The 13,925-nt window shown below is 57.5% G+C and carries 14 protein-coding genes; 10 read left to right on the plus strand and 4 right to left on the minus strand.

Going from position 1 to position 13,925, the window contains the following annotated elements:
- The 4 genes from KGA97_RS18035 to arsH all read left to right on the plus strand — a co-directional run.
- Positions 1–199 (plus strand): hypothetical protein (locus tag KGA97_RS18035; RefSeq protein WP_223481196.1); only part of this gene is annotated, 199 nt, incomplete at its 5' end.
- A 94-nt stretch (positions 200–293) separates the two neighbouring features.
- The gene (locus KGA97_RS18040) at positions 294–1,397 is read left to right on the plus strand and encodes a hypothetical protein (protein WP_223481197.1); all 1,104 of its coding nucleotides are present in this window, start codon (positions 294–296) and stop codon (positions 1,395–1,397) included.
- A gap of 156 nt (positions 1,398–1,553) precedes the next feature.
- Positions 1,554–2,024 carry an arsenate reductase ArsC gene (locus KGA97_RS18045; RefSeq protein ID WP_008033448.1) on the plus strand — a complete coding sequence of 157 codons (471 nt, stop codon included), beginning with the start codon at positions 1,554–1,556 and terminating at the stop codon, positions 2,022–2,024.
- Between the two features lie 11 nt (positions 2,025–2,035).
- Positions 2,036–2,728 (plus strand): arsenical resistance protein ArsH, encoded by a 693-nt coding sequence (gene arsH / locus KGA97_RS18050; protein WP_192415837.1) that lies wholly within the window; start codon positions 2,036–2,038, stop codon positions 2,726–2,728.
- 3 nt (positions 2,729–2,731) lie between these two features.
- On the opposite strand, the gene KGA97_RS18055 is transcribed toward arsH, so the two are convergent.
- Positions 2,732–3,160, minus strand: coding sequence for an arsenate reductase ArsC (locus KGA97_RS18055; RefSeq protein ID WP_223481221.1), 429 nt, complete (start codon positions 3,158–3,160; stop codon positions 2,732–2,734).
- Between the two features lie 368 nt (positions 3,161–3,528).
- Positions 3,529–3,990: a hypothetical protein gene (locus KGA97_RS18060; RefSeq protein ID WP_192228256.1), complete on the minus strand. Its 462-nt coding sequence runs from the start codon at positions 3,988–3,990 to the stop codon at positions 3,529–3,531.
- Positions 3,991–4,349: 359 nt separating this feature from the next.
- Between KGA97_RS18060 and KGA97_RS18065 the strand changes: the two genes are divergently transcribed.
- From KGA97_RS18065 to KGA97_RS18090, 6 genes are all read left to right on the plus strand, one after another.
- Entirely contained in the window at positions 4,350–5,090 is a 741-nt protein-coding gene (locus KGA97_RS18065; RefSeq protein WP_223481198.1) for a Mut7-C ubiquitin/RNAse domain-containing protein, read from the plus strand.
- Positions 5,091–5,178: 88 nt separating this feature from the next.
- Positions 5,179–5,346 (plus strand): periplasmic nitrate reductase, NapE protein, encoded by a 168-nt coding sequence (gene napE, locus KGA97_RS18070; protein ID WP_008038857.1) that lies wholly within the window; start codon positions 5,179–5,181, stop codon positions 5,344–5,346.
- A 33-nt stretch (positions 5,347–5,379) separates the two neighbouring features.
- Positions 5,380–5,640, plus strand: a complete 261-nt coding sequence (locus KGA97_RS18075) for a chaperone NapD (RefSeq protein WP_008038861.1) — start codon at positions 5,380–5,382, stop codon at positions 5,638–5,640.
- The gene (napA, locus tag KGA97_RS18080) at positions 5,637–8,141 is read left to right on the plus strand and encodes a nitrate reductase catalytic subunit NapA (RefSeq protein WP_223481199.1); all 2,505 of its coding nucleotides are present in this window, start codon (positions 5,637–5,639) and stop codon (positions 8,139–8,141) included. Before KGA97_RS18075 ends, napA begins: the two co-directional genes overlap by 4 nt.
- Before the next feature lie 11 nt (positions 8,142–8,152).
- The gene (locus KGA97_RS18085; RefSeq protein ID WP_008038876.1) at positions 8,153–8,638 is read left to right on the plus strand and encodes a nitrate reductase cytochrome c-type subunit; all 486 of its coding nucleotides are present in this window, start codon (positions 8,153–8,155) and stop codon (positions 8,636–8,638) included.
- A 9-nt stretch (positions 8,639–8,647) separates the two neighbouring features.
- Complete coding sequence (locus KGA97_RS18090; protein WP_008038883.1) at positions 8,648–9,244, plus strand: cytochrome c3 family protein; 597 nt, start codon at positions 8,648–8,650, stop codon at positions 9,242–9,244.
- 66 nt (positions 9,245–9,310) lie between these two features.
- Here the strand turns inward: KGA97_RS18090 and KGA97_RS18095 are convergent, their stop codons facing one another.
- The gene (locus tag KGA97_RS18095; protein ID WP_223481200.1) at positions 9,311–10,729 is read right to left on the minus strand and encodes an efflux transporter outer membrane subunit; all 1,419 of its coding nucleotides are present in this window, start codon (positions 10,727–10,729) and stop codon (positions 9,311–9,313) included.
- On the minus strand, positions 10,726–13,920 hold the full coding sequence (locus KGA97_RS18100) for an efflux RND transporter permease subunit (protein WP_223435604.1): 3,195 nt from the start codon (positions 13,918–13,920) through the stop codon (positions 10,726–10,728). The genes KGA97_RS18095 and KGA97_RS18100 overlap by 4 nt, the downstream gene beginning before the upstream one ends.
- Positions 13,921–13,925 lie beyond the last annotated feature (5 nt).

Below are 13,925 nucleotides of genomic sequence, written 5' to 3' on the forward strand. Positions count from 1 at the left end.
CTACCCACCCAAGCACGAACACAATCACGGCAACATCCTGCTGAAGTTTTCGATCAAGGCTAAGGATCCTCAATGCCTTTGCGGGTGCGTGCGAGCAGGCAACTTATGCCTGATTCCAAGTGCTGCGCCCACGAGCGCTGCGGTCGCTGGAGTCAAAAAAACGCGCCGGAAAAAAGCCAAAACGGCCACTACCCCATGAGTGAAAAAAGGGGGCAGACCTGTTTTCCTTTCTGAAAATATATCTGTCCCCGTTTTTGCCGCTATTTTATTAGGCCTATCAAGGAATGTAGACGATGCAAATGACTATTCAAGAGTTTGAGAAAATAGAAGATTCTCAGTCTCACAGTTACATTGTGTTCGCACAAGGCCACCCCTATCAGGAACTGGGGTGGAAAGCTTATAGCGACCTCACCAAACGCATTAATGAAAGTTTGACCGACTTCAAAAATCAGTATAATTCTGATGTTTTTCTACACGAGCATGAATTGCTTGGCTTCGAAGATACATTTCTCTGGTGGCTCAGCTTTTTTGAGAAAAAACCACACGAACGGGACCGTCTGACACAAGCCCTAAAGTGCACCATTGATAAAGTGCTTTCAGAATTTGAAGGTACGAAAGACAAGCAACTTGTAAATTATCGAGATGATGATGATGATGATCTCCGCGGGCATCCTGTTTTTGTCGAACATTATGTTTCTTTGGTAGTGCACGCTGAGACTGAATTAAAATCCCGCCAGGCGCCTACCCAACAAACATATGAGAAGGAAAACTTAGATTTAAAAATATTTGAAAAGCCCATATCCGCAGCAGATTTCAAAAAGATCATTCATGATTACATCGGGCATAGCTCTGTTGAAAATATGCATTTTCTACATGCCGAAGATGGATTTTTTTCAACTCGTCACGCACCCAACAAGAGTCTCCGCGAAGAGTTTCTTCCATCACTGGAATTCATCAAAAAATGTAATGTCAGCGATTCGGCAATTTTACAGTTCGGACTGAATCAAGAGATTTTTGACTTAAAAATAATTGACGAACATGGCAGTGAGAAAATACTGGAGATCACGTGGGCGCTTCCAGTAGGCGATCATGAACTGCTATCGCTATTGAGTCAGTCCAATGACGGCACTCTGCCAATGAAAACCAAAGTAAAGCTCAAAGCAATGATAGATTCTATCCCTGGCAAGATAGTCCAGGCCATTGAGAAAAAGCACGCCAAAAACTATCCAGACAACAGAACACTTCTGGTTGTTATTCAACCGGAGTATACGTATCAAGGGATGGTACCCCTTATCCAAGAAATTATTAATGAAGTAAGACATTCGGTAAAATCAGGAAAGGGCAAGTTTGAGGAAATATCTTTGCTTTGCAGGAGCAGACTGTACAAGATCTTCTGACGATCATGCGTACGCCTTGGTCAAAAGCTGCCACTCGTAGACTGCACTCCTGCAACGCCCCCATGCCAGGCAATGAATTGACAGTCAGACAGCATTTGACCACCCCATATGGAAAACCGTATATTCGATTAACCATATGTACCAAGAGAAGTCACCATGCGCGTTCTGTTCATGTGCACCGCCAATAGCTGCCGCAGCATCCTCTCCGAAGCGATGTTCAATCATCTCGCGCCGCAAGGTTTTCAGGCAGTCAGTGCCGGCAGCTTCCCCAAGGGCCAGGTTCTGCCGCGCAGTCTTGTGACGTTGCAAGAAGCCGGCATCGCGATTGACGGGTTGAGCAGTAAAGGCAACGACGCCTTCGAAGCCAACCCACCGGACATTGTCATCACCGTCTGTGACAAGGCTGCCGGCGAGGCGTGCCCGGTTTACTTCGGGCCGGCGCTGAAGGCCCATTGGGGATTGGAAGATCCATCCGAGGTGAAGGGCGACGAAGCGGTCGTGACCGCAGCCTTCCACTCAACCCTGGCGCGCATCGAAACACGCTGCCGGGCCTTCCTCGCCCTGCCCTTCGGCGAACTTGACCGGGATGCGTTGAAGCGCGAACTCGATCGCATCAGCACCCTGTAACCGGAGCCCTCATGTCCCACGAACTGCCCAATCTCGACGCCTCCCTGATTCAATCCATTGCCGGTGACGACACCCCGCACAAGCCACGAATCCTGCTGTTGTACGGATCGACCCGACCGCGTTCATTCAGCCGTCTGCTGATCGAAGAAGCCGCCCGATTACTCGAACATTTCGGTGCAGAAACGCGGATCTTCAATCCATCCGGCCTTCCTCTGCCGGACGATGCACCGACCGATCACCCGAAAGTCCAGGAACTGCTCGAACTGATGCAATGGTCCGAAGGACAGGTCTGGTGCTCTCCTGAACGTCACGGCTCGATGTCGGCCGTGTTCAAGGCGCAGATAGACTGGGTGCCGCTCGCGCTAGGCGCCATTCGCCCGACCCAGGGCAAAACCCTCGCGGTCATGCAAGTCAGTGGTGGTTCTCAGTCGTTTAACGTAGTGAATCAACTGCGTGTGCTGGGGCGCTGGATGCGGATGTTCACCATCCCCAACCAGTCTTCCGTGCCGAAGGCTTATCTGGAATTCGACGAAGACAACCGCATGAAACCGTCCGCGCTTTATGACCGGGTGGTGGACGTCATGGAGGAACTGGTGAAGTTCACCCTGTTGCTGCGGGAGCGCCCGGACCTGGTTGACCGTTACTCGGAACGCAAGGAGTCGGCAGAGGAACTGACCCGGCGGGTGAATCAGCGGTCGATTTGAACATCAAGCATGAGCGCTTGAATGCCTCATTTTGACAGTGACGAACATTTTGACGCGGTCGTGAATTTCCTGGAGAGCATGTCGAAAAGGTTCATGCCGTTCACTGCTCGCCGGATCCTCAAAATTCCACGTCATCACTTCGTCAGAGATCGGCATCTTGCCCGCCTCTTCCGATGATTTGTCACACAGCGTGATGACATAGTCGAACTGCTGGCCTTCAAACTCGCTGATTGATTTGCTGCGCAAGCCGGTTGCGTCGACGCCGATATGTTCCAGCGACTCAAGCGTTCGCGGATCGACTTCACTGGCTTCCAGCCCCGCGCTGAAGGCTTCAAAGTGTTCGGAGTCGGTATGTTTCAGGAGAGACTCCGCCATCAATGAACGAATGTCATTTTTAGCGCAGACGAACAGCACCCGGGATTTTTCGGTCATGAGCAACGCCCCCTCTTTCAAGACAGTGAACGGAACATCGGTGCTGTTATTAGAGCAGTGATTGCGCCGAAGGGAAGTCCTGACCGATGGGGAGCACGTGAAATAAAGTGCGGATTGAAGAATTGTCACGAGGCTGTCATTTATCTTAAGTAATACTGACTTCAACCCGTTGCGGGCTCTTTCAATGGCTGCCATTTTTGGCAGCTTTTTTTTGCCTGCCGCTTTTGCCGTCTCAAACATCAATTAATCCCCGCGACCCTGCCTCCCCCCAGCGCTTTATAGATCGCAACAAATAAACACCGATGTGGCGAGATAGAGAAAACCCTATCTCGCCACACCGATGTCGTTGTAGTCGGCAGCCCCCACTATCAGCCCTGCGCTTTGCTCATTTTGGTGAACAGCTCGGTTGGCACTTTCTTGCCGTTGGAGGTGAACTGGTTGGTGCGGAATTTGTAGACCTCGCCTTCGGAAAGGAAACCGTCGTTGTTGGTGTCCATCGCCTTGAACTCTTCAGCACCCTTTGGGGCCACGGTCAGCAATTCTTTCAGGGAAACGCGGCCGTCGTGGTCGGTGTCGGTACGGGCGAAGGAAGCATCGCCACATTTGCCTTCACCGCACTTGCCTTCACCGGCCTTGGTGACTTTGGCGCCGGTTTCGCTGGCGCCGCACTTGCCTTCGCCACACTTGCCTTCACTGGTCTTTTCCGCCGCGGCGAGTTGGTAGCCTTGAGGCAGTGCGTCAGCGGCGAAGGCAGACGAAGCGAGGTTCATGCAGCCGACCAGTGAAACAGCGATCAGGCCAATACGGGATTTGTTCGAAAGACGGGACATGGTTATTTCTCCGGATACTGTGTGCGGTGAGGCCGCTCAGGGTCATGCCGCCAGGGCTATAAGCCGTGGTGCGAGGTGCGTTTGCTTTCTCGCTAAGGCCAGGCTATTTGACTGCAACCGTGTATCCCGGATGTATCCGGATCGAGGGGCATTTGTACGCCAGCATCTTTACAGCGGGTCTGGATACACAGCGATACATTTGGCCCACTGTTTTTTATCCTGGCGGCCTCGAAGCCCCCTGAACAAATCGACATCAAACCTATCCCTGAGCAATTCCAACACGATCGTAGTCGGGGCCCCGCCGCAGAAGGTGTCCGGGCCAGACTCGCTCATCCTGCAGCCCTGCCATACTGTTCATCATGGCCAGTGCAACCTTCCGCTTCTACGAGGAGCTCAACGATTTCCTGCCGGCCGAACGACGGCGGCAGTCATTCACCTGCAAGTGCGCGCGAGGGGCAACGGTCAAGCACATGATCGAGGCGCTCGGGATACCGCACACGGAGGTCGAACTGGTGTTGCTCAACGGCGAGTCGGTGGGTTTCGAGCGGGTGATCTTCGATGATGACCGGTTGGCGGTGTATCCCAAGTTCGAAACGCTGGACATCAGCCCGCTGTTAAAGGTTCGGGCTCAACCTTTACGGGTGCTGCGCTTCGTCGCGGATGCGCACCTGGGCGGGCTGGCCAACCTGCTGCGCATGAGCGGCTTCGACACCCTCTACGACAATGGCTTCGAGGATGGCGAGATCGCTGAGATCGCTGCGCAGCAAGGACGTATCGTGCTGACCCGTGACCGCGAACTGCTCAAGCGGCGGATCATCAGCCATGGCTGTTACGTGCACGCCCTGAAACCGTCGCTGCAGCTGCGCGAATTGTACGAGCGCCTCGACCTGGCGCGTAGCGCGCGGCCATTCAGCCTGTGCCTTCATTGCAACCTGCCGCTGCACGAGATCAGCCCGGAACTGGCCCGGCCGCAGGTGCCGCCACGCGTTGGCGCGCTCTATTCGCACTTCCTGCGCTGCGACGCCTGCCAACGGGTTTACTGGGAGGGTTCGCACTGGCGCAGCATGTGTGCACTGCTGGCACCTCTGCTGGACCGATAGTTAACCATTGGTCGAGAAAAACTCAGGGCAGAAGTCCTCCCCTTAACTACTGATCTAGTATCAACGCAAGTTTCGGCAGGAGATTCTCATGTCGTTGGCTGAAGAACAAAAACCGCAGCGTCGCAAAGAAGCCCGGCTGTTTGTCTTTCTTGTCGTCTGCCTTTTTCCGCTGCTGTCGGTCGCGATAGTGGGCGGCTATGGCTTCCTCATCTGGTTTTTCCAAATGCTCTACGGCCCGCCCGGGCCACCTAACTGATAGTTCTCTTTCAGAGCCTGTTGGAGTCAGCGCATGGACGAAACTCTGCATATAGCCAGCCTGGTGGTACTTGCCCGACCTGAACTATTCGACGCCGTCAAAGCCAACTTGCGTCTATTGGACGGCCTGGAATTACATCACGAAAGTGCCGCCGGAAAACTGGTGGTCGTGCTTGAGGCCAGCCACGAAAATCAGATCCTGCAACGTATCGAGCAAATCAACAATCTGCCGGGTGTGCTCAACGCCGCGTTGATCTATCACGAACTCCTAGAGCCCACAGGAGACACCGAATGAGCATGTCCCGCCGAGAGTTCGTCAAGGCCCAGGCCGCGGCCATCGCAGCCGCCGCCGCTGGCCTGCCGATTGCCACCTCCGCCAGTAACCTGATTACCGAAGCGGACATGGTCACCCTGGACTGGAACAAGGCGCCCTGCCGTTTCTGCGGCACCGGGTGCAGCGTGATGGTCGCGACCCGCGACAACCGGGTGGTCGCCACCCATGGCGACGTCAAGGCCGAGGTCAATCGCGGACTCAACTGCGTGAAGGGCTATTTTCTCTCCAAAATCATGTACGGCGTGGACCGCCTGACCCAGCCACTGCTGCGCATGACCAACGGCCAGTTCGACAAACAGGGCGAATTCCAGCCGATCAGCTGGGACCAGGCCTTCGACATCATGGAAGAAAAGTTCAAGCAAGCCCTGAAGAACAAAGGCCCGGAATCGATCGGCATGTTCGGTTCCGGGCAATGGACGGTTTGGGAAGGTTACGCGGCCAACAAATTGATGAAAGCCGGTTTTCGCAGCAACAACATCGACCCCAATGCCCGCCATTGCATGGCCTCGGCGGTGATGGGTTTCATGCGCACTTTTGGCGCGGATGAACCGATGGGCTGCTACGACGACATCGAAGCCACCGACGCCTTTGTGCTGTGGGGCTCGAACATGGCTGAGATGCACCCGATTCTATGGAGCCGGGTCACCGACCGGCGCCTGAGCCAGCCGCACGTGAAAGTCGCGGTGCTGTCGACCTTCGAGCATCGCAGCTTCGAACTGGCCGATATTCCCATGGTATTCACGCCGCAATCCGACCTGCTGATCCTCAATTACATTGCCAACCACATCATTGAAAACGGTAAGGTCGATAAGGATTTCATCAGCAAGCACACGCGCTTCGCCAAAGGCGCCGATGACATCGGCTACGGCTTGCGTCCCGACGACCCACGGGAAAAACAGGCGAAGAATGCCGACAAGGCCAATACCTGGACCGATATGTCCTTCGAGCAGTTCGCCGCGTTCGTCAAACCCTACACCCTGGAACGTACCGCGAAAGAGTCCGGCGTTGCCCCGGAACGCCTCAAGGCCCTGGCTGAACTTTATGCGGACCCCGAACGCAAGGTCGTGTCGTTCTGGACCATGGGTTTCAACCAACACACACGCGGGGTGTGGGCCAACAATCTGATCTATAACATCCACCTGCTCACCGGCAAGATCAGCGAGCCGGGCAACAGCCCATTCTCGTTGACCGGCCAGCCGTCGGCCTGTGGCACTGCGCGGGAGGTCGGCACCTTCTCCCACCGCTTGCCCGCCGACATGGTAGTGACCAACCCCAAGCACCGCGCCACCGCAGAACAGATCTGGAAACTGCCGGCCGGCACCATCCAGGAGAAAGTCGGTTTTCACGCGGTGCAACAGAGCCGCATGCTCAAGGACGGCGTCCTCAACGTGTATTGGACCCAGGCCAGCAACAACATGCACGCCGGGCCGAACATCATGCAGGAAGTCTTGCCTGGCTGGCGCAACCCGGAAAACTTCGTCATCGTCTCGGACGTTTACCCCACCGTTTCCGCCCAGGCCGCCGACCTGATCCTGCCCAGCGCCATGTGGGTGGAAAAGGAAGGCGCCTTTGGCAATGCCGAACGTCGCACGCAGTTCTGGCATCAATTGGTCACCGCACCGGGAGACGCCAAATCGGACTTGTGGCAGCTGATGGAGTTTTCCAAACGCTTCACCACCGACGAAACCTGGCCTGCCGAGTTGCTGGCCAAATCGCCGCAATACAAAGGCAAAACCCTGTTCGAGGTTCTATTCAGGAACGGTCAGGTCGACCAGTTTCCCGTCGAGCAAATCGAGGCCGGCTACAAGAACGACGAAGCCAAGGCCTTTGGTTTCTATGCGCAAAAAGGCTTGTTCGAAGAGTACGCCCGGTTCGGTCGTGGCCACGGCCATGACCTGGCACCCTTCGACCTTTACCACAGCGAACGGGGCCTGCGCTGGCCGGTGGTCGACGGCAAGGAGACCCGCTGGCGTTATCGCGAGGGCCTCGATCCTTACGTGGAGGCCGGCAGCGAAGTGCAGTTCTATGGCTACCCGGACAAGAAGGCGATCATCTTCGCCCTGCCCTACGAACCACCGGCCGAAATCCCGGATGCTGACTACCCGTTCTGGCTGAGCACCGGCCGGGTCCTCGAACACTGGCATACGGGCAGCATGACCCAGCGAGTCGAGGAGTTGTACAGAGCGGTGCCGGACGCCCTGGTGTACATGCATCCGGAGGACGCCAAGGCCTTGAAGGCACGGCGTGGCAGTGAAGTGAAGCTGATCAGCCGCCGCGGTGAAATCCGCGCGCGTATCGAAACCCGCGGGCGCAACAAACCACCCCGCGGCCTGGTGTTCGTGCCGTTTTTCGATGCCAACAAGTTGATCAACAAGGTCACGCTCGACGCCACCGACCCGATCTCCAAGCAGACCGACTACAAGAAATGCGCCATCCGCATCGAGTTGATCAGCGCGGCTTGAGGAGAACCGTCATGACTTTTCGAATCCTGCCCCTGGTACTGCTTGCCGCAATGGGCATGGTGCTCGCCGCCGAGGTCGATTACCCGCTGGATGCGCCCGGCCCCGACGGTCGCCGCCCCGGCGGCACCCTCACCCGGAGCATGCCCGCGCCACCGATTGCCAACGATGAAAACAAGGACCTGAAGCGCGAGCGCAACTATCCTGACCAGCCGCCGACCATTCCCCACAGCATTCGCGGGTACCAGATCGACAAGAACGGCAACAAATGCCTGACGTGCCACAGCCGGGCCAATAGCGCGCGCACCCAGGCGACGATGATCAGCATCACCCACTACATGGACCGCGACGGTCAGGCGCTGGCGGCGGTCTCGCCCCGGCGCTACTTCTGTACTCAGTGCCACGTGCCGCAAAAAGAGGTACTGCCGCTGGTGGGCAACACCTTTGAAACCATCGACAAAATCCTGCAAGACGATGCCAACGCTGCGCAAAAACCTTGAGGAGGCGCCATGAAAGCACTGTTCGCCCTGCTTAAGGATTATTGGGGCATCCTCTGTCGACCCAGCGTTTACTTCAGCCTGGGGTTTCTGACACTGGGCGGTTTTATCGCCGGGATCATTTTCTGGGGCGGTTTCAACACGGCGCTGGAGCTGACCAACACCGAGAAGTTCTGTATTTCCTGCCACGAGATGCGCGACAACGTCTATGTCGAGTTGCAGGACACCATTCACTACACCAACCGATCCGGTGTGCGCGCCAGTTGCCCGGACTGCCACGTCCCCCATGAGTGGACGCACAAGATCGCGCGCAAGATGCAGGCATCGAAGGAAGTCTGGGGCAAGCTGTTCGGCACCATCGACACCCGCGACAAATTCCTCACCTTGCGCCGTGAACTGGCGGAACATGAATGGGCCAGGCTCAAGGCCAACGACTCGCGCGAATGTCGCAACTGCCACAACTTTGAGTTCATGGACTTTACCCGCCAGGGCAAACGCGCTGCGGCCATGCACTCCACCGCATTGGCCAAGGGCGAGGCCACTTGCATCGACTGCCACAAGGGCATTGCGCACAAGTTGCCCGATATGAGTGGCGTGAAAGGATGGTGATGCATCCGAAATATCCGACCGGCCGCCCCACACCGTCAGCGTAGGGCGACAGATCTCACACCAGCATCAGTTCGTTGCTACCACTTTTTTGCCGCCACTGTCCCACCCTCCTCCCAACGCCTTGTAGATCGCGACGATGCCCCGGTACTGATCAGTCTCACCCAAGGCCTGCGCATCCTCGGCGTTCAGGCGTTCACGCTGCGCATCCAGCAACACCAGATAATCCACCGTGCCTTCCTTGTACTGGACCGCCGCCAGGTCTGCCGCCGCTCGGCTGGACTCGCTTTGCCGGATCAACGACAGCAGCCGCTGCTGGCGCTTGCCGTAGTCGCTGAAGGCGTTTTCCGACTCTTCCAGTGCCAGCAGCACTTGCTGTTCGTAGGTGGCCAAGGCGCCTTCGGCGTTTGCGTCGGCACCCCGGATGCGCGCTCGCACACTGCCCAGGTCAAAGGCTGCCCAGGTAATGCTCGGTCCCAACCCCCAGGCTCTGGCGGCACTGGAACCAATCTGCGATCCACGGCCAGCGGTAAAACCGAGGAAGCCGCTCAAGCTCACTCTCGGAAACAGGTCGGCGGTGGCCACGCCGATTTCCGCCGTGGAGGACGCCAGCCTGCGCTCGGCGGCGAGCACATCGGGGCGCCGGCGCAGCAGCTCGGCGGGATCACCGATCGGCAATGCTTTGGCGATGGCGGGCAACTGCGCAGGGCTCAACGACACGCTCAACGTATCCGGGCGTTCACCCAACAGCGTGGCGATGCGGTTTTTCTGCCGCACCTGTTCCGCTTGCAGTTGCGGAACCGTCGCCTCGACAGCCGCCAAACGTGCGTCGGCACGCACCACGTCGAGCTCATTACCCACGCCGGCATCGCGCAGGCTGACCGTCACGCTGCGCGAATCCTGCTGATTCTTAAGGTTGGCCAGGGCAATTTTTTCCCGCAACTGCGCGCCACGCAATTGGCCGTAGGCATCCACCAGCTCGGCGATCATTGTCACGCGAAGCTGATACAAGTCTGCGGCGGCAGCGTCTTCCTGGGCGCTGCTGGATTCCAGTTGACGCTGGATCCGGCCGAACAGATCGACTTCCCAAGCCATGTCGAGGCCCAGGTCGTAGCGTTCGATATTGACGCGGCTTTCGGTCAGGCCAGGCACTTGCGACTTGCCATGCTGGCTGCTGACGCGGCTGGTGACAACCGGCAAAATGTCATTGCTGACGTCATCACGAATCGCCCGGGCCGCTTTCCAGCGGGCAAACGCGACGCGCAAGTCGCGGTTGCCCTCCAGGGATTTGCTCACCAACTGATTGAGCGTGGGGTCATCAAACTGTTGCCACCACACCGTTTCAAAACGCGATTGATCGTAGGCACTGCCTTGGGCAGACACGACATTGGCAGGCGCGGTGTCCGGCGTTTTGTAGTCGGGGCCTACCGTGCAGGCGCCGAGCGCGACGACCAGAAGGCTGGGTAAAAAAAGCTTCAAGGTGTTCATGAATGTGCCTCCTGGTTAAGTGCGTTTGCCTGATGAGCCTTGGTGACCTTGCGCGCGTTTTTGCGCTCGATGTAGCGACGAATCAGCACGAAGAACACGGGCGTCAGCAGCAACCCGAAGAAGGTCACGCCGAGCATCCCGGAGAACACCGCGACACCCATCGCACGACGCATTTCCGAGCCGGCACCCGTGGACGTCACCAACGGAATCACCCCCATGATGAACGCGAAGGACGTCATCAGAATCGGCCGCAGACGCATGCGGCAAGCGTCCAGCACTGCATCCAGCGGCGACATGCCCTGGTCCTGTTTATCCTTGGCGAACTCGACGATCAGGATCGCGTTTTTGCAGGCCAGGCCGACCAACACGATCAGGCCGATCTGGGTGAAGATGTTGTTGTCGCCCTTGGAAATGATCACCCCGGCAATCGCCGACAGCAGGGTCATCGGCACAATCAGGATCACCGCCAATGGCAGGCTCCAGCTTTCATACAGCGCCGCCAGCACCAGGAACGCCAACAGCACGCAGAGCGGGAACACCAGCAAAGCCGTGTTGCCCGACAGGATTTGCTGGTAGGTCAGATCGGTCCACTCGTACGTCATGCCATTGGGCAATTCTTCCTTGAGCAACTTTTCAATCGCGGCTTGTGCCTGTCCGGAGCTGTAGCCGGGGGCTGCACTGCCGTTGATTTCTGCGGTGAGGAAGCCGTTGTAGTGCGAGACCCGGTCAGGGCCTGACGTCGGGCTGACCTTGACGAACGTGGCCAGCGGAATCATCTCGCCGCGATCATTGCGCACCTTCAACTGACCGATCTGTTCAGGCTCCTGGCGGAACTGTTGCTCGGCCTGCACGTTGACCTGATAGGTCCGGCCAAAACGGTTGAAGTCGTTGGCGTACAGCGAGCCCAGGTAGACCTGCAAGGTGTCGAAAATATCGTTGATCTTCACCCCGTGAGTCTTGGCTTTTTCCCGGTCAATGGCGGCTTCGACCTGCGGCACGTTGACGGTGTAGCTGGTGAACAGGTTGGCCAGCTCCGGCGTGCTACGGCTCTTGGCGATGATGTTCATGGTCTCTTTGTACAGCTCGTCGTAGCCCAGGTTGCCACGGTCTTCGATCTGCAGGCGGAAGCCACCGATGGTACCCAGGCCTTGTACCGGCGGTGGCGGGAACACAGCGATGTAGGCATCCTGAATGCCGCCGAACTTGCCGTTGAGCGAGGCGGAAATCGCCTTGGCAGACAGGCTCGGGTCTTTACGCTCTTCAAACGAACTCAAGCCGATGAACGCAATACCGGCGTTCGGGCTGTTGGTGAAACCGTTGATTGAAAGACCCGGGAATGCCACGGCACTGTCGAAACCCGGCTCGTTCATGGCGATGGTGCTCATGCGACGGATCACCGATTCGGTGCGGTCGAGACTCGCGGCATCCGGCAATTGCGCGAAGGTCACCAGGTACTTTTTGTCCTGGGTCGGCACGAAGCCGGTCGGCGTGGTGCTGAAACCCATCCAGGTCATGGCGATCAGACCGGCGTACACCAACAACGCCACGCTGCTGCCACGAATGACTTTGGCCACGGCAACCATGTAGCCGTGACTGGCCTTTTCAAAGAAACGGTTGAACGGTTTGAACAGCCAGCCACCGAGCAAACGATCCAGCACTCTGGAGAACCGGTCTTTCGGTGCGCCATGAGCCTTGAGCAACACCGCTGCCAACGCCGGTGACAAGGTCAGGGAGTTGAACGCCGAGATCACCGTGGAAATCGCGATGGTCAACGCGAACTGTTTATAGAACTGCCCTGTCAGCCCGGAGATGAACGCGGCTGGCACGAACACCGCGCACAGCACCAGCGCCGTGGCGATGATCGGCCCGGTCACTTCGCCCATGGCTTTCTTGGTCGCTTCGACCGGCTCCAGTCCGGATTCAATGTTTCGTTCGACGTTCTCCACCACAACAATGGCATCGTCGACCACGATCCCGATGGCGAGTACCAGGCCGAACAGCGACAGCGCGTTGAGCGAAAATCCGAGTAGGTGCATCACGGCAAACGTACCGATCAGCGACACGGGCACGGCCACCAAAGGAATGATCGAAGCGCGCCAGGTTTGCAGGAACAGGATAACGACCAGCACCACGAGAATCAGTGCTTCGAACAGCGTGTGTACCACCGCCTCAATCGAGCTGCGGACGAAAATCGTCGGGTCGTAGACGATCTCGTAATCCATGCCTTCCGGGAAGTTTTTCTTCAGCTCGGCCATCTTCGCCCGCACCTGATCGGAGACGTCGATGGCGTTGGAACCCGGCCGCTGGAAGATCGGCATCGCCACCGCTTCCTGGTTGTTGAGCAAGGCGCGCAAGGCGTACTGGTTGGAACCCAGTTCGATCCGGGCAATGTCCTTCAGGCGCGTGATTTCGCCGTTCGGGCCACTGCGCACGATCACGTTTTCAAACTCTTCTTCGCTGACCAACCGCCCTTGGGAGTTGATCGACATCTGAAAGCTGGTGGCATTTGGTGCGGGTGGCGAACCCAGTTGCCCGGCGGCGACTTGACGGTTCTGTTCGCGCACCGCTGTGACCACATCAGTGGCAGTCAGATTGCGTGAAGCGGTTTTGTCCGGATCGAGCCAGATACGCAGCGAGTAATCGCCGATGCCGAACATCTTCACATCGCCGATCCCTTCCAGACGCGACAGCTCGTCCTTGACGTTGAGGATCGCGTAGTTGGACAGGTAGAGCATGTCGTAGCGTTTGTCCGGCGACACCAAGTGCACCAGCAACGTCAGCTCGGGGGACGCCTTGTCGACGGTGATACCGATACGCGTCACTTCCTCGGGCAGCTTGGGCTCGGTACGGGTCACGCGGTTCTGCACCTGGACCTGGGCGTTGTCCAGGTCGGTGCCCAACGCGAAAGTCACGGTCAGGGTAAGCCGGCCATCAGCCGTGGATTGCGAGGACATGTACAGCATGTTCTCGACACCGGTGATGGCTTGCTCCAAAGGGGCTGCCACGGTTTCGCCGATGACTTTCGGGTTGGCGCCCGGGTAGTTGGCGTGAACGACGACGGTCGGTGGAACCACTTCCGGATATTCACTGATCGGCAACTGGAACAGCGAGATCGCGCCGGCGATCAGGATCAGCAGCGACAGCACCGCCGCAAAGATCGGCCGCGTGATAAAGAACTGGGAGAACTTCATGTCGG

This window comes from Pseudomonas sp. BF-B-15 (assembly GCF_019946675.1).
Classification (GTDB): Bacteria; Pseudomonadota; Gammaproteobacteria; order Pseudomonadales; family Pseudomonadaceae; genus Aquipseudomonas; species Aquipseudomonas migulae.

Bases quoted from the DNA above. Each gene is read 5' to 3' on its own strand.
- KGA97_RS18040 (WP_223481197.1), top strand. From the start codon at position 294: ATGCAAATGACTATTCAAGAGTTTGAGAAAATAGAAGATTCTCAGTCT.
- KGA97_RS18045 (WP_008033448.1), top strand. From the start codon at position 1,554: ATGCGCGTTCTGTTCATGTGCACCGCCAATAGCTGCCGCAGCATCCTC.
- arsH (WP_192415837.1), top strand. From the start codon at position 2,036: ATGTCCCACGAACTGCCCAATCTCGACGCCTCCCTGATTCAATCCATT.
- KGA97_RS18055 (WP_223481221.1), bottom strand. From the start codon at position 3,160: ATGACCGAAAAATCCCGGGTGCTGTTCGTCTGCGCTAAAAATGACATT.
- KGA97_RS18060 (WP_192228256.1), bottom strand. From the start codon at position 3,990: ATGTCCCGTCTTTCGAACAAATCCCGTATTGGCCTGATCGCTGTTTCA.
- KGA97_RS18065 (WP_223481198.1), top strand. From the start codon at position 4,350: ATGGCCAGTGCAACCTTCCGCTTCTACGAGGAGCTCAACGATTTCCTG.
- napE (WP_008038857.1), top strand. From the start codon at position 5,179: ATGTCGTTGGCTGAAGAACAAAAACCGCAGCGTCGCAAAGAAGCCCGG.
- KGA97_RS18075 (WP_008038861.1), top strand. From the start codon at position 5,380: ATGGACGAAACTCTGCATATAGCCAGCCTGGTGGTACTTGCCCGACCT.
- napA (WP_223481199.1), top strand. From the start codon at position 5,637: ATGAGCATGTCCCGCCGAGAGTTCGTCAAGGCCCAGGCCGCGGCCATC.
- KGA97_RS18085 (WP_008038876.1), top strand. From the start codon at position 8,153: ATGACTTTTCGAATCCTGCCCCTGGTACTGCTTGCCGCAATGGGCATG.
- KGA97_RS18090 (WP_008038883.1), top strand. From the start codon at position 8,648: ATGAAAGCACTGTTCGCCCTGCTTAAGGATTATTGGGGCATCCTCTGT.
- KGA97_RS18095 (WP_223481200.1), bottom strand. From the start codon at position 10,729: ATGAACACCTTGAAGCTTTTTTTACCCAGCCTTCTGGTCGTCGCGCTC.
- KGA97_RS18100 (WP_223435604.1), bottom strand. From the start codon at position 13,920: ATGAAGTTCTCCCAGTTCTTTATCACGCGGCCGATCTTTGCGGCGGTG.